Here is a 20,134-nt window from a genome sequence, read left to right as displayed (position 1 = left end):
TAAGATGGACACTTTGAAAATCGGACCGTATGAATTTCGTTCGCGGCTGCTTCTGGGGACGGGAAAATTCCCTGATCTGGACATACAAGACAAAGCGGTGGCAGCATCAGAGGCAGAAATTCTGACTTTTGCCATTCGCCGCCTAAATCTGGAAAACCCGCATGAACCGAATTTTCTGGAGAAATTGGATCTGAAAAAGTTTACGCTGCTTCCGAATACGGCGGGTGCCTATACGGCTGAGGAGGCTGTGCGAATTGCCCGCCTGGCGAAAGCATCCGGCTTGTGCGACATGATCAAGGTGGAAGTCATCGGCGATCCGAAAACGCTGCTGCCAGATCCGATCGGTACGCTGGAAGCCTCCCGCATTTTGGTAGAGGAAGGCTTTATCGTGCTTACCTATACGAATGACGACCCGATTTTGGCCAAACATCTGCAGGAGGCCGGCGTTCACGCTGTCATGCCGGGAGCTTCTCCGATCGGATCGGGCCAGGGCATCATCAACGAAAACAATCTGCGGTTCATCATCGAAGACGCCAAAGTACCGGTCATTGTTGACGCCGGCATCGGTTCTCCCGCTGACTGTGCGAAGGCGATGGAGCTGGGAGCGGACGGTGTCCTGCTCAATACAGCGGTCGCGCTGGCGGACAATCCGGTGTTGATGGCGGAGGCGATGAAGCTGGGCGTGGAAGCGGGAAGGAAAGGCTTCCTTGCCGGACGGATCGCGAAAAAACGGTATGCATCGGCGAGCAGTCCGACTGAAGGGATGATCGAGTAGGTGGAGCACGTACTAGCAGCGATTGAGGAGCGTAGAGAGGAGCTGTTTTCGCTTCTCTCCGAGCTGATCGCCCAGCCGACGGTAAGCCCTCCCGCCCGAAACAGCGACAAGGCGCAGACGCTGGTGGCAGAGAAGCTGCAAGCGCTCGGCTTCGAGGTCGACCGCTGGACCGTTTTTCCAGGCGATGACAACGTCGTGGGGGTAAAGAAGGGAACGGACTTTAGAAACTACAAAAGCTTGATCATCAACGGCCATATCGACGTAGCTGAGGTCGGAGACGACAGCGCCTGGACGTATCCGCCTTTTGCCTTGACCAAAGGCGGGGACGGCAGATGGTACGGGCGCGGCGTCGCCGATATGAAAGGGGCGCTCGCTGCCAGCCTGTTTGCGATCCAGATGCTGCATGAGCACGGCATAGAGCTGAAGGGCGATCTCGCCTTTCAGTCCGTGATCGGTGAAGAAGCTGGGGAAGCCGGCACGCTTGCTGCGATTGAGCGCGGCTACTCGGCCGATTACGCGCTTGTCGTAGACACAAGCGATCTGCAGATGCAAGGCCAGGGCGGAGTGATCACTGGCTGGATTACGATTGAAAGCCCGGTTACGCTCCATGACGGGATGCGCAGCAGGATCATTCACGCAGGCGGTAAAGTCCACGGGGCATCTGCGATTGAGAAAATGATGAAGGTGATTGCCTCGCTGCAGGATTTGGAACGGCACTGGGCCGTGATGAAATCATACCCCGGTTTTCCGCCAGGGATGAGCACGATCAATCCTGCGGTCATCGAAGGCGGACGCCATGCGGCTTTTCTCGCGGATCGCTGCGCCCTCTGGATTACCGTTCACTTTTATCCGGACGAGACGCATGAGGATATCATACGGGAAGTAGAGGACCATGTCCGCAGAGCCGCCGCCGCTGATCCGTGGCTGCGGGATCATCCGCCCGTTTTTCGCTGGGGAGGCCGCTCCATGATCGAGGAGCGGGGAGAGATCTTTCCGTCATTGGAGCTGGACAAGGAGCATCCGGCCCTGCTCAAGCTGCAGGCTGCATTTGAAAAGCAAACGGGACGCCCGGCGGTGGTAAACATGTCTCCTTCGGTCACGGATGCAGGATGGTTTGCCCACGCCGGCATACCAGCCGTCATCTTTGGCCCGGGTGAGCTGAGTCATGCTCATGCTGTGAATGAATCCGTTGATCCGAAGCAGTTGGTTGTCTTTGCACAAACAGTTGCCCGGTTCCTCGTGGACTGGTGCAACACGAAAAGGGAGTGAGTGGACTTGTCGACATTTACGCATCGTTTGCGGGAAAAGGTTGCTCCGATCTGGGAGCGGACCCATCGTCACCCGTTTGTCACAGGCTTGGGAGATGGAAGTCTGCCTGTGGAGTCCTTCCGTTTTTACATGAAGCAGGACTACGTCTATTTGATCGAATACGCCAAAATGTTTGCCATCGCCAGTACAAAAGCCCATGATCTGGCGACGAGCGCGCGGTTTGCTTCGCTGCAGGAAGCGACGCTCAATTTCGAAATGGCCTTGCATCGTCAGTATGCCGAACGCTTTGGCATCACGCGCGAGGAGCTGGAGCAGACCAAACCGTCGTTTGTGATGCTTGCCTACACGAGCTATATGCTGAAGGTAGCTCATCAGGGCTCGCTAGCCGAGCTGGTCAGCGCGGTACTGCCGTGCGCCTGGAGCTACTGGGAAATCGGCAAGCGGCTCGCCGAGGTAGAGGGAGCGCTTGAGCATGAATGGTACGGGGAGTGGGTGCGTACGTACAGCTCCGACGAGTTTGGACAGCTGGCGCAGTGGCTGATCGACCTGATGGATGAGCTCGCTGAAGGAAAATCAGAGAAAGAGCTGGCGATTCTGGAGGAGCATTTCCTGAACACGTCCCGCATGGAGTATTTGTTCTGGGAAATGGCTTACACGGAGGAAATGTGGCCGTGCGAGAAAAACTAGCCTTTTCGGGCGTCGGCTTTTCGTATGGGGAAAAACCGATACTGGACGGATTCGATCTGCAGCTAAGCAAGGGCGAGCTGGTCAGTCTGATCGGGCCGAGCGGGATTGGGAAAAGCACCTTGTTTCAATTGGCGGCGGGACTGCTGCAGCCAGACACAGGGACGATCCGTCTGGATGGAAAATCAACGGCAGAACGTCTCGGGCGTGTAGGCTACATGCCGCAGCGAGATTTGCTGATGCCGTGGCGGACTGTAGCTGAAAATGCCGGTTTGCCGCTCGAAATACAAGGTTTTTCCAAAAGTGAAATACGCGAGCGTATTGCGGAAGAGCTTCCCCGCTTTGGCCTGGCCGAATGGAAGGACGCCTATCCAGATGAGCTCTCTGGCGGGATGCGTCAGCGCGTTTCTTTCCTGAGAGCCCTGATGACCGGAGCGGACCTGCTGCTCCTGGACGAGCCGTTTAGCGCACTGGATGGGATTACGCGGATGGAAATGCAGGAATGGCTGCTCTCGATGTGGCAGCAGACCGGGAGCACGATGCTCCTTATTACCCATGATATCGATGAGGCGATTTTGCTGGCGGACCGGGTAGTCGTTCTCCTGGGCAGTCCGATCCGGCAGCCGGTAGAGCTGCAGGTTTCTGTTCCCCGTCCGCGAACGTTGGCCAGTCGCAATGATCCGGAATTTCACGCTCTGCGGGGAGAAATCTGGGAGCTGCTGCGAGGCCATGGTGCCGCGAATGGGGAGGTGAGCGAAGCGTGAAGGAGTCTTTGAAAAAGGGGCTATGGTTTTTCGTCTCCGTCATCTCGCTTCTCATCGCCTGGGAGGCTGCTTGCCGACTGCTTGCCGTTCCAGCCTTCATTTTGCCGCCGCCGAGCACGGTTCTCCTCTCTCTGTGGGATTTGCGGGAACAGCTGCTAGGACAGCATCTGTGGGCGACGCTCAGGGAAGTAGGACTGGGACTTTTCATCTCCATCCTGTTCGGGGTCTCGCTTGCACTGGTCATGACGCTCAGCAAAACAGTCGAGCGTCTGGTGTATCCCTACATTGTCATTTCGCAAACGATACCCATCATCGCGCTGTCACCCGTTTTCATTTTGTGGTTTGGCTATGATTTGACGGGAAAAATCGCGGTGACGATCCTGTTTACCTTCTTTCCTATCGTCGTTAGCACGTACGATGGTCTGAAGGCCTGCGACCGGGAAATGATGAATTTGCTGCGTACGATGGGAGCGAACAAATGGCAGTTGTTCAGCAAGCTTCAGCTCCCGGCCAGTCTGCCCCATTTCTTTAGCGGCTTAAAGGTGGCGGCTACCTACAGCGTGTCGGGTGCCACCATCGGTGAATGGCTTGGGGCGAGCGAAGGTCTCGGCTATTTCGGCCGGCGGGCATCGGGAAACTTCCAGGCGCCAGCCTTGTTTGCTTCCGTTCTTTTGTTATCCATACTTGGTATGCTGCTCTTCTGGCTGGCAGGAAGGCTGGAGCTGTGGGCTTCCCCTCAGACGCGAAACAGAAAAGATAAAAAACGATAGGATAGGTAGGAGAGAATCATGAACAAATGGACGAAAACGCTTTTGACGCTTTCTCTGGCTGCGAGTCTGGCAGCGTGTGGCGCACAGAGCGAAAATCAGGAGAAGCCAGATGCTGCTAAATCGGCTGCGGGCACTGAGCCGACAGAGTTGACCATTGCGCTCGACTGGTACCCCAACGCTGTACACTCGTTTCTCTACGCTGCAGAAGAACAAGGCTATTTCAAGGAAGAAAATCTGAAGGTCAATCTGCAAATGCCTTCCGATACCAATGATCCACTGCGGATGGCTGCTGCCGGGAAGGTCGATATGGCAATCAGCTATCAGCCCCAGGTTGTGCAAGCCCGCTCGGAAGACATAAAGGTCGTCTCCATTGCTGCGCTGGTCCGTCACCCGCTGAACGTGATCATGACGCGAAAAGACAGCGGTCTGGATTCACCAGAAAAGCTTGTCGGGAAAAATATCGGCTATCCTTCCGTTCCGCTGGACGAGTCGATCGTCCGTACAGTGGTGAAGCAAGCGGGGGCAGACGACTCCGGCCTGTCCTTTACCGACATCGGATTTGACATCATACCCGCATTGACCGCGAAAAAGGTGGATGCTGTAGTCGGCGGCTACATCAATCACGAGCAAGTCCTCTTGGAAAAGCACGGTGTTCCCGTTAACGTGATCAAGCCGAGTGACTTTGGAGTGCCTGATTATTATGAGCTGGTCTTGGCTGCCAGCGATGAAACGGCAGCCAAGAAGAAGGATGCGCTGGCGGCATTCCTCCGTGCAGCCGCCAAAGGCCAGGCGTACGTAAAGGAAAACAAGGAGAAGGCGTTGAAATCTCTGTTGGCCAAGCAAGCACAGGAGTTCCCGTTGGAGGAGGATGTGGAAACGAAAAGTCTGGACATCCTGCTGCCTTTGATGGATGCAGGCAGTGAACCGTTTGGCACACAGACGGCTGAATCCTGGCAGACACTGATCGATTGGATGAAACAGGAAAAACTGATCACAAAAGATGTCAAACCGGAAGAAGTCATGATCAATCTGAATAAATAATGACAAATGCCAAAACTCTCCTCGGGAGAGTTTTGTTTTTATACAAGGGGTTTTATAATAGAAAGGGAATTCAGGCTAAGGAGACGACTTATGAGCAATCGTGAAGATCGGAATAATAAGCTGGTCATCTGGGTCTTTGTTGGCAGTGTTCTCGTTTGTACGCTGTCGGTAGCGATTTATATGTATCTGGTTGTAACCAAATAATAGCGGATCGCTCCCTTCCCCCGCTGTTGAAAATAAAGCCACTGAACGCATCATGCGCAGTGGCTTTTTGCTTTCCGCTCTTATGCTACCGGCGGACGAGACGGTAATGCTTCTTTAGCTTCTGCACGGTTTGGTGCCAGCTAAAAGAGGTCGAGACTCTCCGTCGCGCGTTGAGAACGATCCGCTTACGCAATTCCGGGTCGCTGTACAGGAGATCAATCGCGGTTGCAAATGCCTCGGGACTTTGGAAGCGATCCACCAAAAGACCGCTATGCCCGTCCCTGATTACTTCCCGAATTCCCCCGCGGTTGGACGCTACTACGGGTATACCGGAGGCCATCGCTTCCGAGTTGACCGTGGCGAAGCCCTCCCGGAACAGCGTAGGGCAGACAAAAACATCGCCAAGCTGAAACATTTCATGGATGCGCGAGGGTGGAATGTAACCGGTAAAACGGATCGGAACCCCAAGGAGCTCTGACAATTGCCGAACCTGGCGCATATAGGGCGTTTGGCTGCTGACTCCCGGCCAGGAAGCCCCTACAGCGACGAGCTTGGCGTGAGGAATCCGTTCTTTCAGGAGGGAAACGGCACGGACAAGCGTATGCAATCCTTTTCCACGGACAATGCGGCCGACAAAGAGGATGTTGTAGGTATCGGCAAGTTCCCAGCGGCTGCGCAGCTCCATTTTGGCAGAGGCCGACCATGGGCGAAATTTGGAGGTGTCCACCCCCAGTATGGCTGTTCGAAATTTGCGGGCATGGCGAGGATAACGGTGCTGCATGGTCCTTGTGACAAAGGAGACAACCGAAGTCACACCGTTTACTTGGCGAAGAATCCGGTCCGCTTGGCTGCGGGAGAGGCTGGACATGAATGTGAGTGAATGAAGCGACAGGATGATTGCAGTTCGTGGAAACTGGCGGCGGACATGTGAAACGAAACGAGGACGATTTTCGATTTGGATAATGTCAAACGATTGGCCGGCTACCTTTTTCAAGGCAGAATGTATATAGCGCCGCCTGTCCCCGTGGGGAATGCGAATAATGGTAAGCCGACCGTTCTGGTAGCGGCTGACAGAGGGCAGCCTCGGATGGGCACGGCTGATCATGACCACCTGATCGGTACGTGCCATCCGCTTGAAAATGTTGTACGTGCAGGTTTCAACAGAGCCGCCTTTGATTGGCGGTACAGGCAGCTGCTCTGGCAAGATCACCAATATGCGCAAGCCCTGCATACCTCCCCGATTCGGATATATCAATAACAGCCGTATATCCTATTCGGAGCACACGGAACAACTCACGGACATATCACCCGTTTTTGAAGGGGAGACAGCCTATTTGGCAAGAGGAGGTCTGGTGGTGTCCTATCCCCAAGTCCATAATTACAGCAACAATGGGCGGAAATTCATCTGCCGGATGATCTGCGGACACTTCTGATTTTATCCGCTACATCGCGGATCGATAACTGATTCAGTTCCGGAAACCCTTGCCCGCGCAAACTGACGGTCTTGCCATCGTAAAGCGGATAGACTCCCTGCCACAGCCCCACAATGCTGTACATGTCAGTCCGGTTCACTTTTTTCAGAAACAAAAGGTACTGTCCCTCTCCAAGCGGACCAGGGTATTGAAGGTTTGCGGGATCAGAGGCATCAGGGAGAGGCTCGACGCCGGTACTGAGGAGCTTCACCCGACGAGATGCGGAACCGTGGAGCGTGCGTTCAATCTGGACGTCTTGCACATAATTCACCAATTGACCAGCGGAAATGCGCTTGGCTGTCGGGTACTTTTGGTGGCGGGCATCTGTCAGTCCAACCACGATCAGATCACAGTGCAGGATCAATTCCTTCCAGTCTTTCATCCGGGTTTGATCTACCTGCAAGTCGGCAATTTCCGGGGTTGCCGACACAGGCATGGCAATGAAGATGAAGACCAGCAGGAGCAGGGTTCCTTTTTTCCACATAGAAGAAACCTCCTAAATTATGTAAAAATCCTTTTTAGTATGATCGACAAGCCAGCCCTTATTCTGGAGAAAAAGAAAAAACGGGGCTTCTTTCATACATATTATTGTGGTAATATTCCGAAAATGGATGCAAAGTGATAAGATAATGGGGACTGCTTCTAGAATCGGCACCATGGCAACAGAATAGGACAAGGAGGGTATTATGAAACGACTGCTCAAACGCACTGGCTGCTGGATTATGCTCATGCTGCTCGTCTTTCAGTTGGCAGCGGTTCCCGCCCTGGCTCAGGACACGACAGGTACCTCGGAAGCGCTTGCAGCAAATATCGAGCAGGCGATATCCGAGCTGGACAAAGACCCCAACAGCATCGGCTTGCACGCGGGAATAGCGGTATATGATTTGACAGATGAAAAAGCCTTGTACGGGCATAACGCGGACAGAACGTATGTGCCTGCCTCCAACATGAAGCTGTTTACCACTATTGCCGGTTTAGACAAGCTGGGACCGGATTATCAGTGGAAAACAGAGGTGTACGCCACAGGTAAGGTAAGTGGCGGCGGGGTTTTAAACGGAGATTTGATCCTGAAGGGCTTCGGTGATCCCAGTCTCACTGTCGCAGATCTGCAAGCCATCGCGGCTGCCCTGAAAGAAAAAGGGATCAAGCAGGTAAACGGAAAATTGCTGGTGGATGAAAGCTATTTTGACCCGACTCGGCTTGGCTACGGCTGGATGTGGGATGATGAGGTGTATGGGTACAGCGCCCAGCTAAGCGCCTTGGCAGTACATAAAAACATGCTGACGATCACGGTGGAGCCAGGGAAAAAAGCGGGAGACACGCCGGTCCTCACCATGGAGCCAGCCACCGAGTATGTGCAGGTCGTAAATCAATTGCAGACGGTTGCCGGCAAGGACAGTGATATTTCCGTCCAGCGTCCGCGCGGCAAAAACACGATCATCTTCAGCGGAACGATTGGTGTAGAGGCAGCTCCTTATCAAGAGGATGTCACGATGGAGGACCCTGCCCTGTACGTTGCGGACATTTGGAAGCAGCGTTTGACCGCGAGCGGCATCAAGCTTCACCCGCAGGCAAGCGTGGAGAAAACGACGCTTTCCACTGGCACTCCTTTGTATACGCATCTGTCCAAGCCTTTCTCCGAGATTTTGGTGGAGCTAAACAAGGACAGCGACAATTTTTATGCCGAAATGCTCCTCAAGACACTTGGAGCAACAGAAAAGGGGGAGGGATCGGCGGAAGCGGGAAGCGAGGTGGTCGCGGACGTATTGAAACGAGCCGGTGTCGAGGCCGGGTATGTGCAAAAGGACGGCTCCGGACTTTCCCGTTTTAACTGGATCACGGCAAATCAAATGGTGAAATTGCTTACGTTTGTGCAGGATCAGGAATACAGGGATGCACTGGAGAAGTCACTGCCAATAGCAGGTGTCGACGGAACCTTGAAAAATCGCTTGAAAGGCACACCGGCAGAAAAGATGGTCATCGCGAAAACGGGCTCCATGGGCGGCGTAAACAGCTTGTCCGGATACGCCACTGCGAAAAATGGAAACAAGCTCGCTTTCTCCATCTTGATCAACGGGATTTACAAATCCAAATATGCGCGGGATTTGCAGGACAAGGTAGCGGTACTGCTGGCCTCCTATCCGGACATCAAGGCTCCTGACGGGTACAAACCGGCAGTGCCTGACGCCTACAAGCTTTCCGCATTGCTTGACCCGATCGCCGAGGAAGCGGATGCATCCGGGATTACTGCAGGGATTGTCGTCAAGGCTTTGGATCAGGAGCAGGGGGAAGCGATCTGGTATGAGCACGAGGCAGACACGCTGTTGACCCCGGCTTCCAATCTCAAGCTGCTGACGACAGCGACAGCACTGGCACAGCTTGGCAAAGACTATCAGTTCAAAACAGAAATGTACGGATCCACTCCGCTTCCGAAAAACGGGGTGTACCAAGGCGATCTCTACCTCAAGGGCTACGGCGATCCGACTCTTCATACAGAAGACAATCTGAAGGTGCAAGAGGGCGTATCGATGGAGGAAATCGCTGCCTGGCTGAAGGAACAGGGAATCAAACGGATCAACGGCAATCTCATTCTCGACGAGAGCTACTTTGATCAAGAGCGCCTTGGCCTTGGCTGGTCGTGGGACGATGAAAGCTACTACTACAATCCGCTGTTGGGTGCGTTGGCATTGAACCGCGGAACAGTCATGATCGAATTCCAGCCAGCCGTTCGCGCGGGTGACCCGGTACCAATCAACCTGCTGCCCAAAACGAAGTATGTAAATGTGATAAACGAGGCAAAAACGGTGAACTCCGGTCAGGAAAACACCTTTGCCATCGAAAGGGACCGCGGGACCAACACGATCCGGGTGACGGGCAATCTTCCTTTGGGGACGGCTCCCGATTACGAGCGCGTTCCTGTTGAAGATCCGGCATTGTATGCAGGGACTGTGCTTCGAGAGACACTCGAAAACGCGGGAATCTCCTTCTCGGGGAACAGCACGGTCAGCGTCGGAACAGTGCCCCAACAGGCAGTCAAATGGACCGAGTTCACTTCCGAGCCGTTATCGGAGATCGTTTCCTATCTGAACAAGAAGAGCGACAACTTTTATGCGGAAATGCTGTTGAAGACACTGGGAGCGGTGAAACGGGGGGAAGGAAGCTCGTCAGCAGGCGTGGAGGTCGTACAGGAGACTCTTTCGACATTGGGGGTTGAAACGAACTTTGACATGGTTGACGGCTCCGGTTTGACACGCTACAATCTGATCTCCGCCCGCCATATCGCAGATGTTCTGGAGGGGATGACGAAGCATGCTGCCTATCAGGAATACCTCGACTCTCTCCCGATAGCCGGCGTAGATGGTACGCTGAAAAATCGCATGAAGGGAACGGCCGCCGAAAACAATGCCCGTGCAAAAACGGGAACACTGACTGGAGTGAGCAGTCTGTCCGGCTATGTCCAAACGAAGGACGGACAAAAGCTCGTCTTCTCCATCGTGATAAACGGATACGCACCCAAGAGCGAGTATATGACGGCGATCCAGGATCGGATCGTGTCAGCACTTGCCTCCTATGAGGACAAATAAGCTCCAAACCAGCCCGTTCATGGGCTGGTTTTTTGCTGTTTCGCAAATAGGCCTATGCCGTGCCGGGCTGCTTTCGGTTGTCATATCTATATTCAGACTGGGCAGGGCCAGAATGAAACCGAAGCAAAGAGAGGGCGTGGGAGTGGTGTGTCCGAATCGATACGATTGGAAACGGTTAGAGCAGTTTGCAACAGCGATTTTTGTTCGGGCGGGAGTTTCCACGCGGGATGCGGAGACTGTCGCCCGTTCGCTCGTCCACGCCGACCTGCGCGGTGTCCACTCTCACGGACTTGCGCGCATGCCTGTTTATGTGGAACGGATTTCAGCCGGATTGATCGATGTCAGCAAGGCTCCCGTCATTTTGAGAAAAGCGGGGGCCACGGCTGTCGTCGACGGAATGAACCATTTGGGAGCGGTTGTCGGAGAGGCCGCTTTGCAGACAGCTATCGAAATAGCCGGGAAGAATGGAACGGCCATCGTCGGGGTCAGGTGTTCCAACCACTTTGGAGCCTGTTCTTACTATGCTGAACAAGCGATTCAAAAAGGGATGATTCTCTTCGTCATGTCCAACGCTCCACAGACGATGGCTCCGACTGGAGGAATTCGCCCTTTTTTTGGCTCCAATCCGATTGCAGCAGGCATTCCGGCGGGTTCAGCCCCTCCATTCCTGCTCGATATGGCGACAACGGTAGCTGCTCGCGGGAAAATTGCTCTGGCGCGGAAAAAGGGCGAAGCCATTCCCAAGGGCTGGGCGATCGATGAACGTGGACGGGATACGACAGACCCGGCAGAGGCCTTGCGCGGAGCGCTTCTTCCCATCGGTGGCGCCAAGGGTTATGGCATCGCCATGTTCGTTGATATTTTATGCGGCCTTTTGGCGGGGGCGGGATATGGTCCGGGTGTGCACAGCTTGTACGATAACGATGAGCATCCGCAAAATGTAGGGCATTTTTTTTGGGCCCTTCAAATTGAGAGCTTCATGCCGCTGCCCCTCTTTCAACAAAGGATGGATCAGTATATTCAGCAGATCAAAGCGGAGCCCAAGGCGGAAGGAAGAGAGGAGATTCTGATTCCCGGCGAATGGGAGTGGCGAACGGCAAAAGAAAGGCAGGTCAGCGGAGTTCCGCTCCCCGACACAGTCGTTTGTGAGCTTGCGGCGCTTGGCAGTACATGGGGTGTCGAGCTGGAAGACGCACGCATCCAATAACAAGGACAAAAGGTCCCTCATAGACTGGTGTCAGTGGTGTTTGGAAAGGAGATGCCGGATGCAAAGACATATGTGCAAAGGAAAGATTCATAGGGCAACCGTTACACAGGCAGAGCTTGATTATGTCGGGAGCATTACGATTGACAGCTTGCTCATGAAGGAAGCAAACATCCTGCCTTACGAGATCGTGCAAATCACGAGCCTACGCAACGCTACCCGCTGGAAAACCTACGCACTCCCTGCACCTGAAGGCTCCGGGAAAATATGCCTGAACGGTCCGCCTGCCCATTTATTTCAGCCGGGGGACATTGTCATCATACTGAGCATGGGCATGTATACGGAAGAAGAAGCCAGCCAGCTAATTCCTCGTGTCGTGTTTGTCGATTCGGAAAATCGCATTACCAGGATCGAGGAACATCATCTTATTACGAATGGAGAGAATGCCACATAAAAGCGCCGAATGTTGGAAAATGGAGCAAACACCTGGTGATGAGACAGGATGAGCGTCTGTGGGAATTCCTCCCAGATACGGTCCTGTTTGAACCGGAGGCCCTTTGGAGGCATTTGGAAAAATATCGATCTGTCATATTAAAGCCTTCAGGTGGCGGCGGTGGAGCTGGGATAATCAAGGTTACATCTCTGGGCGATTCTCGTTACCAGGTTCATGCCGGAAACGGGCGCAGGGTTGTCAAAGGGGAGGAGGCAACGGTCAAGTATGTACGTTCCTTGTTCAGGCCGAAGCCATACTTGATCCAGCCGTATCTTCGCCTGGGGAGGATCAACGGACGTCCCTTTGATATAAGGGTGATGATCCAACGAACCAAAGGAAGGCCCTGGGTCGTGACCGGGTTTCTCGCCAAGCTGGCAGGCCCGGGATTTATCGTCACAAACATCGCCCGAAGCAGAGGCAAAGTTTTGCCGCTGACGGTCGCTCTCGCCCAATCAAATGTCGATGTGTCCCCGGATTTGTTAGAGGAGATCAAATACGTGGCCCAGATGACTGGCGAATGCTTGGGAAAAAAATACCCCACTCTCAGGAAAGTTGGGCTCGACTTGGGGATTGATACAACTGGGAAACCGTGGATCATCGAAGCGAACTTTCGACCGTCGCTGTCGCTGTTCCGAAAGCTTCCAGACCTCCGGGCCTATCGACGAATCGTCAAGTTCAGCAGGTAGAAGCCGACCACTTGTCACTGCCACGGACAAGTGGTCGGCCTCTTTATTTAAGAAATAAACAGAACATTCAAGATTGTCATTTTAAAGAGGTCTTGGTTATAATGAGGAGTACATACAAAAACGGAATGCAATTCCGATATTCGGAACGGAGAGATCGCTTTGTCCGAAACCAATAAAACGGTTCTGAAAGCACTAGAGCTGCTTCAATTGTTTCTTGATCACCCACAGTTGACGCTGCAGGAGGCAGTCCATCTGTCCGGACAGCCCAAAACCTCTGTATACCGGATGCTGATGTCTCTGGAAGAGGGAGGCCTGCTGAAGCGGACGGATGTGGGAGCGTATGAATTGGGACTTGGGTTTCTGCAATACGGACAAGCTGTTTCAGAACGGATGGATATCCGCCGGGAAGCCCTGCCTGTCATGGTACGGTTAAACGAAGAAATTGGCGAAGCCGTCAACCTGATTATCCGGGACGGCGAAGAAGCAACTTATGTGGAAAAGGTAGACACCAAAGAGCCGATCCGGGTATACACAGCGATCGGACGGCGGGCTCCGCTGTACGCAGGGGCCTGTCCCCGAGTTCTGCTCGCTTTTTTGCCCGACGAAGAGCAGGAAAAATACTTGTCGCGTGTAAAGCTGCAGCCGGTCGCGGATTGTACGATTACCGACATCGACGTGCTTCGCCGTGTGCTGTCTGAGTCAAGGCAAAACGGTTATACTGTCAGCCACTCCGAACTGTACAACGATACGTCAGCGGTAGCCGCACCGATTTACGACCATAGCGGCAGTGTGATCGCAGGGATCAGTATTGTCGGGCCGACCAGCCGGTACAAGGAAGGACAGATACAGCTGTTGGCCCAAAAAGTAATCGAAGCCGCACAAGCCATATCAAGGAAGCTGGGCTGGAATGACAGAAGGTGCGGGAGGGGAGCCATGCAATGAAAGACATTCAAATGGAACCGATGGGAGATCAAGCCCTCATCATTCGCTTTGGCACAGTGATTGACCGGACAACTCACGAAAAGGTGAGACAATTTGCCGCATGGCTGGACCAGCATCCTGTTCCGGGAATGGTCGAATACATCCCTGCTTTTACGACCGTGACAATCTTTTACGATCCGGTATCGCTTTACGAACAGCGAAAAACGGATTTCTCCGCGAACGAACCGATCATTTCACCGTATGAAAAGCTGCGTTTGTTCCTCGAAGCCGCCTTGAAGCAATTATCGGATCAGCCGCCTGCCGCCGGAAATACCGTGGAGATACCTGTTCTCTACGGAGGTGAAATGGGTCCCGATCTTTCCGAGGTAGCCGCTTATCACCAGATGAGCGAGGAAGAAGTGATCCGGATTCATTCGGAGGGAGACTATCATGTATTCATGATCGGGTTTGCTCCGGGCTTCCCTTATATCGGCGGGTTGTCGGAAAAAATCGCTACCCCGCGCAAGACGAGCCCGCGGCTAAAAATCCCGAAAGGCTCGGTCGGCATCGCAGGCGAACAAACGGGAGTTTACTCGCTGGAAACGCCGGGAGGCTGGCAGATAATCGGGCGGACACCGATAAGCTTGTTCCGTCCGGAGCACAATCCCCCGAGTTATTTGAAGGCAGGAGATCGCGTGCGCTTTGTTCCGATCACGGCAGAAGAGTACGAAGCGTATAAGGAGGGGGAGGCATGAGTCTCAGAGTGATTCGTCCCGGACTGCTTACCACGGTGCAGGATGGAGGGAGAGTCGGCTTTCAGAAGCATGGCGTGATCGTCGGGGGCGTAATGGACACGTTTGCACACAGGATGGCAAATTTGCTGGTTGGCAATGAAGGGTCAGAGGCCACCTTGGAGATGACGATGAAGGGCGATACGTGGGAAGTGACAGAAGATACGCTGCTCGCGATTTGCGGAGCAGACATGAAAGCGATTGCTGACGGCCAACCGCTGCCGCGATGGAAGCCTGTATGGGTCAAGGCTGGGACGGTCATACAGTTTGGCGTCAGCCAGCACGGGGCCAGAACATATGTAGCGATAGCAGGAGGCTTTCAAATCCCGCTCGTAATGAACAGCCGGTCTACGTATGTCAGAGCAGGAATAGGCGGTTATGAAGGGCGGGCATTGCAAAAGGGAGACGAACTGAAAGCAGATAAGCCCGGACCGCAAGCCAAGAAGCTGTACGATTTTTTGCGAAAACAAGCCCGGGTGGCTTCCTTTTATGCGCCGGATTGGGGGATTGCCTCGGAACTCATGCCCCGCTACCACGAGCAGCCTATCGTCCGCGTCGTGAAAGGGAATCAATTTGACTGGTTTACCAGGGAGAGCCGGGAAGCGTTTTTCCAGCAAGCTTATCGCGTAAGTCCCCAATCGGATCGCATGGGCTATCGCCTGGATGGTCCCCTTCTGGAGCGGATTGACAAGAGCAGAGAGCTCGTTTCCGAAGCAGTTACGTTCGGTACTGTGCAGGTTCCGGCTGAAGGCAATCCGATCGTTCTGTTGGCAGACAGGCAAACGACCGGGGGCTACCCCAAGATTGCCCAGATTATCAGTGTCGATCTGCCGTTGATCGTTCAAACAAAGCCCGGGGATGCGATCCGTTTCCGGGAGGTTGGCCATCAGGAGGCCGAGCGGCTTTTGATTGAGCGGGAACAGCTAATCCGCCAGGCGCGGCTGGGCATGCAACTGAAATATGAGTAGGAGGCTGGAGGAAATGACGTTTCGCATTGACTTGAACTGTGACATGGGAGAGGGCTTCGGCGCGTATAGCATCGGGAACGATGAGCAGATCTTGCCCTACATCACTTCGGCCAATATCGCTTGCGGCTTTCATGCCGGCGATCCGGCAACCATGCGAAAAACCGTGATAGCAGCGCTGGACAAAAAGGTGGCAGTAGGGGCCCATCCCGGTTTGCCGGATCTGATCGGCTTTGGCAGAAGGAATATGTCCATTACCCCTGCAGAAGCTTATGAGTACGTTGTCTATCAAGTCGGCGCCCTGGAGGCATTTATCCGTGCAGAAGGCGGTAGCATGCAGCATGTAAAGCCGCACGGCGCACTGTACAATATGGCTGCCGTCGATCCGGAGCTGGCAGAGGCGATCGCGGAAGCAGTCTACCGGGTCAATCCCGAGCTGTTTTTGGTCGGACTGGCGGGAAGCCATCTCATCGAAAAAGGTCTCCAAGCGGGATTGCGCGTAAAAAATGAAGTGTTTGCCGACCGGACGTACCAGCACGATGGAACCCTCACTCCCCGGTCGCAGCCGGATGCGCTCATCACAGATGAAGAAAAGGCGGTTTCCCAGGTGATCCGGATGATCAAAGAAGGGAAGGTAGCCACGAGACAAGCCGTGGACAAAGAAATCGTTGCGGAAACCGTCTGTATACACGGGGACGGCCAGCATGCCGTGGAATTTGCAAAGCGCATCCGTGCGACTCTGGAAGAATCGGGCATCGCGGTCATGGCAATGGGCTTCGAGACTTAGCAGCCTTCCTGCAAATGTCTTTCTTCCGTTTTGCTTTCCGCGTAATAGGCTTGTTTGGATTTCTTGAACACATTCAGCAGCAAAACAACGGAAAGAACGACGGATATATAAGAAAAGAGCAGGGACACCGATTGCAGGTCGAACGTTTCGGAGGCGATGCCTAAAAGAAATGTGCATACAATCTGGACAATGCTTTGAAACATCCCTGCCAAGCTGCCGAATCGTCCCATCATGTCTGCCGGAACGTTGTTTTGGTAAAACGTTTGATAGCCTGCATTTGCAAAAGACATAAAAAAACCTAAAATCAAAAAGCTGATCGCGGCAGTCAAAAAGCTGAAGGACCCGTAAAACATGGTGTAGCCGATCGTGGTGAGCAGCATGCCGACGGCTAAGTACGCTTGCAGCGAAAATTTTTTCGTTGTAGCTGTGGCTGTTATCGCTCCTGCAATCGAACCAACGCCAGCGATGCTCACGATCACACCATACAGCTTGTCGGTTAAGGACAATTGCTGCTTCAGAAAGGTGACCTCCTGAGAATCAAGGGCAAACGCAATCATCATGGCCATCTGGAAAAGCAGATAAATCCGCAAGAAATAACGATCATGCAAAACAAACGCTTAAACGATACGCCAGTCATTTACGATCATGTTCCATGAAAGAGGCTGGCGTCGTTGCAAAGCCTCGTCGGAAACATCAGGCAGAAGGGCAATCAAAGCCGCACAAAAAAAGAACGTAATGCCGTTTATGAAAATGCACAAACTCGTTCCTGTGGTAGAAATCAGGACTCCGGCAATGGCGGGCCCGATGAGGAAGGCGCCGGCATTCAGCATGCTCATGATTGAGTTAAAACGCCTGCGCTCTTCGGGTGTAACCAGCTTTGTCACGTAATACGTCGAGCTTGGGCCAAAGAAGGAGCCCGCCACATTCGCAATGAACAGAATGGCGTAAACAACCCAAACAGAGGACAGCAATGGAATCAAAAGAACGAGAGCGCCCCGAGCCACATCCGAATAGATCATGAGCTTCCGTCTATTGACCCGATCAATCAGAGAGCCCGCCCAGAATTGAGTCAGCAGCCTTGCCACCGGTCCAACGATATATATACCTGCTACCGCTGAAGCTGAACCCGTCATGTCCAAGATGAAAATATTCAAGGCAACCAAATAAATCCAATTGCCCAAATAAGATACACCAATACCGCAAAGCAACAACGAATAGGTCCGCCAATTCCCCATACATCCACCCTGTTTCAAAATCTCCAAAAGCAAAGTCCTCAGGCTGACTGTCTTTTGGGTAAAGCCTAAGGAGCGAACGTGTCCCCCAAATTCGGCAATGTCTTGTAAATAGCCATGCCGATCAGAAACAGCACGAGCAGCTTCAGGATTGTGGCAGTGAGGATGCTTTCAACATGACGCTCAATGCTGCTCTCTACCACGATGTAAACGACCACCGCAATACATGCAAGCAAGAAAAATCCGATAATAGGCCACATTCCTGCATATCACCCCGGATACGTCATGTTGGGCTGCAATCGAAAGGCTTTCTATAAGGATAACAGAACTGGATACAATTGGAAGCTGGTGATTCCTCTTTGGACGGGAAGGGACGAGTATGGAGATGCGATCTGCTCCTGGTACCTTTCCTTTATGAAAGTTCAAAATATAGTGAAACAGCATACTTTATTTAACATTACGAATACCTCCCTGTCACTAGATTCGCTTTGAAAAAGCTGATACAATCCCTCCATTACAGCTAGGAGGGAACAACCGAAAAGATGAATGCGCTGTCCAAAAAAGAAATCGTCCTCATAAGTCTCATGTTGTTTTCCATGTTTTTTGGTGCGGGCAACCTCATCTTTCCGCCATTTCTGGGTCAGTCTGCCGGTGATCAGGTAGGGCTTTCTCTTGCCGGCTTTATTTTGTCAGCAGTCGGACTGCCGATTCTGGGCGTGGCAGCCATCGCCAAGGCGGGGAGCTTTTACGAGTTGGCCAAACGGGTTCACCCTGCTTTTGCAAGCTTGTTTCCACTGCTTATTTACGTCTCGATTGGACCGGGACTGGCCATTCCGCGGGCGGGAAGTCTGGCTTATGAGATGGGCATGCTGCCTTTTTTGCCGCAAACCGCAGCGACACAGCCCGTGGGACTTGCCCTGTATACCCTTGTATTTTTCGGGCTGGTCTTTTGGTTTAGTCTGTCTCCGTCCAAACTGGTTGACCGGTTTGGCAAGCTGATGACACCAGCGCTCTTGATTCTGCTCTCGTTGATCTTCGTAAAAAGTCTCTTTGGTCCAAAAGGGGGGCTTGTGCAAGCGGAAGGGGCGTACGCTGCTCACCCTGTGATGCAAGGCTTTCTCGACGGATATTTGACGATGGACGCACTGGCGGCGCTTGTATTCGGCATTGTCGTATCCAATACGCTTCGGTCCAAGGGAGTCACAGAGCCTGGCCGACTGTCCGGTTACATGATGGCCGCAGGCACGGGGGCGGGAATTTTGCTGGCCGTCATCTATTTGATGCTGGGTGCTATCGGCTCTACTCACGCATTTTTGGGCAAGGCAGAGAACGGCGCACAGCTTCTGACCAATGTGATGGGGCATTTATTTGGCTCCTCCGGCATTCTCCTGCTTGGGGTCATCTTTACGGTCGCTTGTCTCTGCGTTTCCATTGGACTCGTGACCTCGTGCAGCCAGTACTTTTCCGGGCTGTTTCCGCGCATTTCCTATCGCGGGTGGGTTGGCCTGCTCTGTATCGTGAGCATGCTGATCGCGAACATGGGGTTGACGCTGATCCTGAAGATTTCAGTGCCGATTCTGGGCGCAATCTATCCGGTCGCGATCGTGTTGATCCTCTTCGCGCTTGCCGAACCGCTGCTTTCTCCGCGATCTCATCTGTATGTAACGGCAGTCGGACTCGTTGTAGTCTACGGGCTTCTCGATCTGGTCAATACGATGCTTTTGCCGCGCAGTATGGACTTCTTGCTGGCCAGCCTTCCCCTGTATTCGGAGGGAGCCGGTTGGGTGGTGCCTGCATTTGTCGGCAGCATTCTCGGTTTCGGAGTAGATCTGCTGCGCAAGCGGGCTTATTGAAAATGACTTGTGCTCCCAATCCTTCCTTGTTAAGATGGAGAAAATATTGACTCAATTTGGAAGTGATTGGATGTACAGGAAAAAGGCAATCCTCCCTGCAGCGCTTTTGCTTTTTCTCACCGGCTGCGAGGAGAAGCCGCCTTTTACAGTTTCGGTCGGGCAAGAATCGGTTGAGCCGCAGCATCGGATAGAAGTAAATGAATGGCTGAAGCGTTTGGATCGCTCATCCGATGCGGTGCAGATGTATGACATGGAAGGGTATATATACTATTCTGTAAAGGGGTACAAGGATGTCTCTGTATCCTATATTTTCGAGGAAAGTCGCGGCAATACGAAAAGGACGCTGAAAACGACCTTTATCCGGGGAAATGATACGGATACGCTGTTTGTCAAAGTGAAGTACGATGCCAAAAAATGCTGTGATCTGAAAGTGATCGATGAACAGCCATAATGGCACGACGGGTGTGGTTGGAACATGAGGATGCAAGGAACCGAACCGAGATATCGGCAATTGTTAGTTGAATAAGCCCCGTTTGTTGAATAATCCCGTTTCCTTTATGAGGAGGCGGGGTTTTTGCTTGCTTGCATAGGCGGTACGAGAAGATGCGGAGATTGTGGAAGAAAATAGTTCGTTACTTT

21 protein-coding genes are annotated in these 20,134 nt (G+C 53.1%); 16 read left to right on the top strand and 5 right to left on the bottom strand.

The window, feature by feature from the left end:
- Nucleotides 1-4 precede the first annotated feature (4 nt).
- From NST37_RS13545 to NST37_RS13520, 6 genes are read left to right on the top strand one after another with little or no spacing between them, the layout of a single operon-like run.
- Nucleotides 5-775, top strand: a complete 771-nt coding sequence (locus NST37_RS13545) for a thiazole synthase (RefSeq protein WP_024983633.1) — start codon at nt 5-7, stop codon at nt 773-775.
- The gene (locus NST37_RS13540) at nt 776-2,044 is read left to right on the top strand and encodes an acetylornithine deacetylase (protein ID WP_171506365.1); all 1,269 of its coding nucleotides are present in this window, start codon (nt 776-778) and stop codon (nt 2,042-2,044) included. It abuts the gene before it with no gap.
- Nucleotides 2,045-2,050: 6 nt separating this feature from the next.
- The gene (gene tenA, locus NST37_RS13535) at nt 2,051-2,731 is read left to right on the top strand and encodes a thiaminase II (RefSeq protein ID WP_003390492.1); all 681 of its coding nucleotides are present in this window, start codon (nt 2,051-2,053) and stop codon (nt 2,729-2,731) included.
- Entirely contained in the window at nt 2,716-3,492 is a 777-nt protein-coding gene (locus tag NST37_RS13530; protein ID WP_003390491.1) for an ABC transporter ATP-binding protein, read from the top strand. The genes tenA and NST37_RS13530 overlap by 16 nt, the downstream gene beginning before the upstream one ends.
- Before the next feature lie 8 nt (nt 3,493-3,500).
- The gene (locus NST37_RS13525; RefSeq protein WP_024983630.1) at nt 3,501-4,262 is read left to right on the top strand and encodes an ABC transporter permease; all 762 of its coding nucleotides are present in this window, start codon (nt 3,501-3,503) and stop codon (nt 4,260-4,262) included.
- Nucleotides 4,263-4,280: 18 nt separating this feature from the next.
- Complete coding sequence (locus tag NST37_RS13520; protein ID WP_031933063.1) at nt 4,281-5,303, top strand: ABC transporter substrate-binding protein; 1,023 nt, start codon at nt 4,281-4,283, stop codon at nt 5,301-5,303.
- A 289-nt stretch (nt 5,304-5,592) separates the two neighbouring features.
- On the opposite strand, the gene NST37_RS13515 is transcribed toward NST37_RS13520, so the two are convergent.
- Together NST37_RS13515 and NST37_RS13510 are read right to left on the bottom strand one after the other, a co-directional pair.
- Nucleotides 5,593-6,738, bottom strand: coding sequence for a glycosyltransferase family 4 protein (locus NST37_RS13515; RefSeq protein ID WP_024983628.1), 1,146 nt, complete (start codon nt 6,736-6,738; stop codon nt 5,593-5,595).
- Between the two features lie 170 nt (nt 6,739-6,908).
- Nucleotides 6,909-7,463 (bottom strand): hypothetical protein, encoded by a 555-nt coding sequence (locus NST37_RS13510; RefSeq protein ID WP_003390487.1) that lies wholly within the window; start codon nt 7,461-7,463, stop codon nt 6,909-6,911.
- Nucleotides 7,464-7,665: 202 nt separating this feature from the next.
- Between NST37_RS13510 and dacB the strand changes: the two genes are divergently transcribed.
- The 8 genes from dacB to NST37_RS13470 all read left to right on the top strand — a co-directional run bounded on the left by dacB (nt 7,666) and on the right by NST37_RS13470 (nt 16,410).
- Entirely contained in the window at nt 7,666-10,563 is a 2,898-nt protein-coding gene (dacB, locus tag NST37_RS13505; RefSeq protein ID WP_251237732.1) for a D-alanyl-D-alanine carboxypeptidase/D-alanyl-D-alanine-endopeptidase, read from the top strand.
- Between the two features lie 112 nt (nt 10,564-10,675).
- Nucleotides 10,676-11,770, top strand: a complete 1,095-nt coding sequence (locus tag NST37_RS13500; protein ID WP_194246886.1) for an Ldh family oxidoreductase — start codon at nt 10,676-10,678, stop codon at nt 11,768-11,770.
- 58 nt (nt 11,771-11,828) lie between these two features.
- Nucleotides 11,829-12,221, top strand: a complete 393-nt coding sequence (panD, locus tag NST37_RS13495) for an aspartate 1-decarboxylase (protein ID WP_003390483.1) — start codon at nt 11,829-11,831, stop codon at nt 12,219-12,221.
- Entirely contained in the window at nt 12,218-12,946 is a 729-nt protein-coding gene (locus NST37_RS13490) for a YheC/YheD family protein (RefSeq protein ID WP_227277719.1), read from the top strand. The genes panD and NST37_RS13490 overlap by 4 nt, the downstream gene beginning before the upstream one ends.
- 159 nt (nt 12,947-13,105) lie before the next feature.
- Nucleotides 13,106-13,888, top strand: coding sequence for an IclR family transcriptional regulator (locus NST37_RS13485; RefSeq protein ID WP_003390480.1), 783 nt, complete (start codon nt 13,106-13,108; stop codon nt 13,886-13,888).
- On the top strand, nt 13,885-14,622 hold the full coding sequence (pxpB, locus tag NST37_RS13480) for a 5-oxoprolinase subunit PxpB (protein ID WP_003390479.1): 738 nt from the start codon (nt 13,885-13,887) through the stop codon (nt 14,620-14,622). Before NST37_RS13485 ends, pxpB begins: the two co-directional genes overlap by 4 nt.
- The gene (locus NST37_RS13475; protein WP_003390478.1) at nt 14,619-15,626 is read left to right on the top strand and encodes a biotin-dependent carboxyltransferase family protein; all 1,008 of its coding nucleotides are present in this window, start codon (nt 14,619-14,621) and stop codon (nt 15,624-15,626) included. Before pxpB ends, NST37_RS13475 begins: the two co-directional genes overlap by 4 nt.
- A gap of 13 nt (nt 15,627-15,639) precedes the next feature.
- On the top strand, nt 15,640-16,410 hold the full coding sequence (locus NST37_RS13470) for a 5-oxoprolinase subunit PxpA (protein WP_172920339.1): 771 nt from the start codon (nt 15,640-15,642) through the stop codon (nt 16,408-16,410).
- Here the strand turns inward: NST37_RS13470 and NST37_RS13465 are convergent.
- The 3 genes from NST37_RS13465 to NST37_RS13455 all read right to left on the bottom strand — a co-directional run bounded on the left by NST37_RS13465 (nt 16,407) and on the right by NST37_RS13455 (nt 17,902).
- Nucleotides 16,407-17,000, bottom strand: a complete 594-nt coding sequence (locus NST37_RS13465; protein ID WP_081924422.1) for an MFS transporter — start codon at nt 16,998-17,000, stop codon at nt 16,407-16,409. The genes NST37_RS13470 and NST37_RS13465 overlap by 4 nt on opposite strands.
- A 27-nt stretch (nt 17,001-17,027) precedes the next feature.
- Nucleotides 17,028-17,645, bottom strand: coding sequence for an MFS transporter (locus tag NST37_RS13460; RefSeq protein ID WP_081924424.1), 618 nt, complete (start codon nt 17,643-17,645; stop codon nt 17,028-17,030).
- Nucleotides 17,646-17,710: 65 nt separating this feature from the next.
- Nucleotides 17,711-17,902: a hypothetical protein gene (locus tag NST37_RS13455; RefSeq protein WP_031933067.1), complete on the bottom strand. Its 192-nt coding sequence runs from the start codon at nt 17,900-17,902 to the stop codon at nt 17,711-17,713.
- A 282-nt stretch (nt 17,903-18,184) separates the two neighbouring features.
- Between NST37_RS13455 and brnQ the strand changes: the two genes are divergently transcribed.
- On the top strand, nt 18,185-19,495 hold the full coding sequence (gene brnQ / locus NST37_RS13450; protein ID WP_003390473.1) for a branched-chain amino acid transport system II carrier protein: 1,311 nt from the start codon (nt 18,185-18,187) through the stop codon (nt 19,493-19,495).
- 70 nt (nt 19,496-19,565) lie between these two features.
- The gene (locus NST37_RS13445) at nt 19,566-19,946 is read left to right on the top strand and encodes a hypothetical protein (protein ID WP_024983621.1); all 381 of its coding nucleotides are present in this window, start codon (nt 19,566-19,568) and stop codon (nt 19,944-19,946) included.
- Nucleotides 19,947-20,134: the final 188 nt, after the last annotated feature.

Origin of the sequence: Brevibacillus sp. FSL K6-6036, assembly GCF_037964015.1 — a bacterium.
Taxonomy (GTDB): domain Bacteria; phylum Bacillota; class Bacilli; order Brevibacillales; family Brevibacillaceae; genus Brevibacillus; species Brevibacillus borstelensis.
This window is presented reverse-complemented; position numbering and strand designations above follow the sequence as displayed.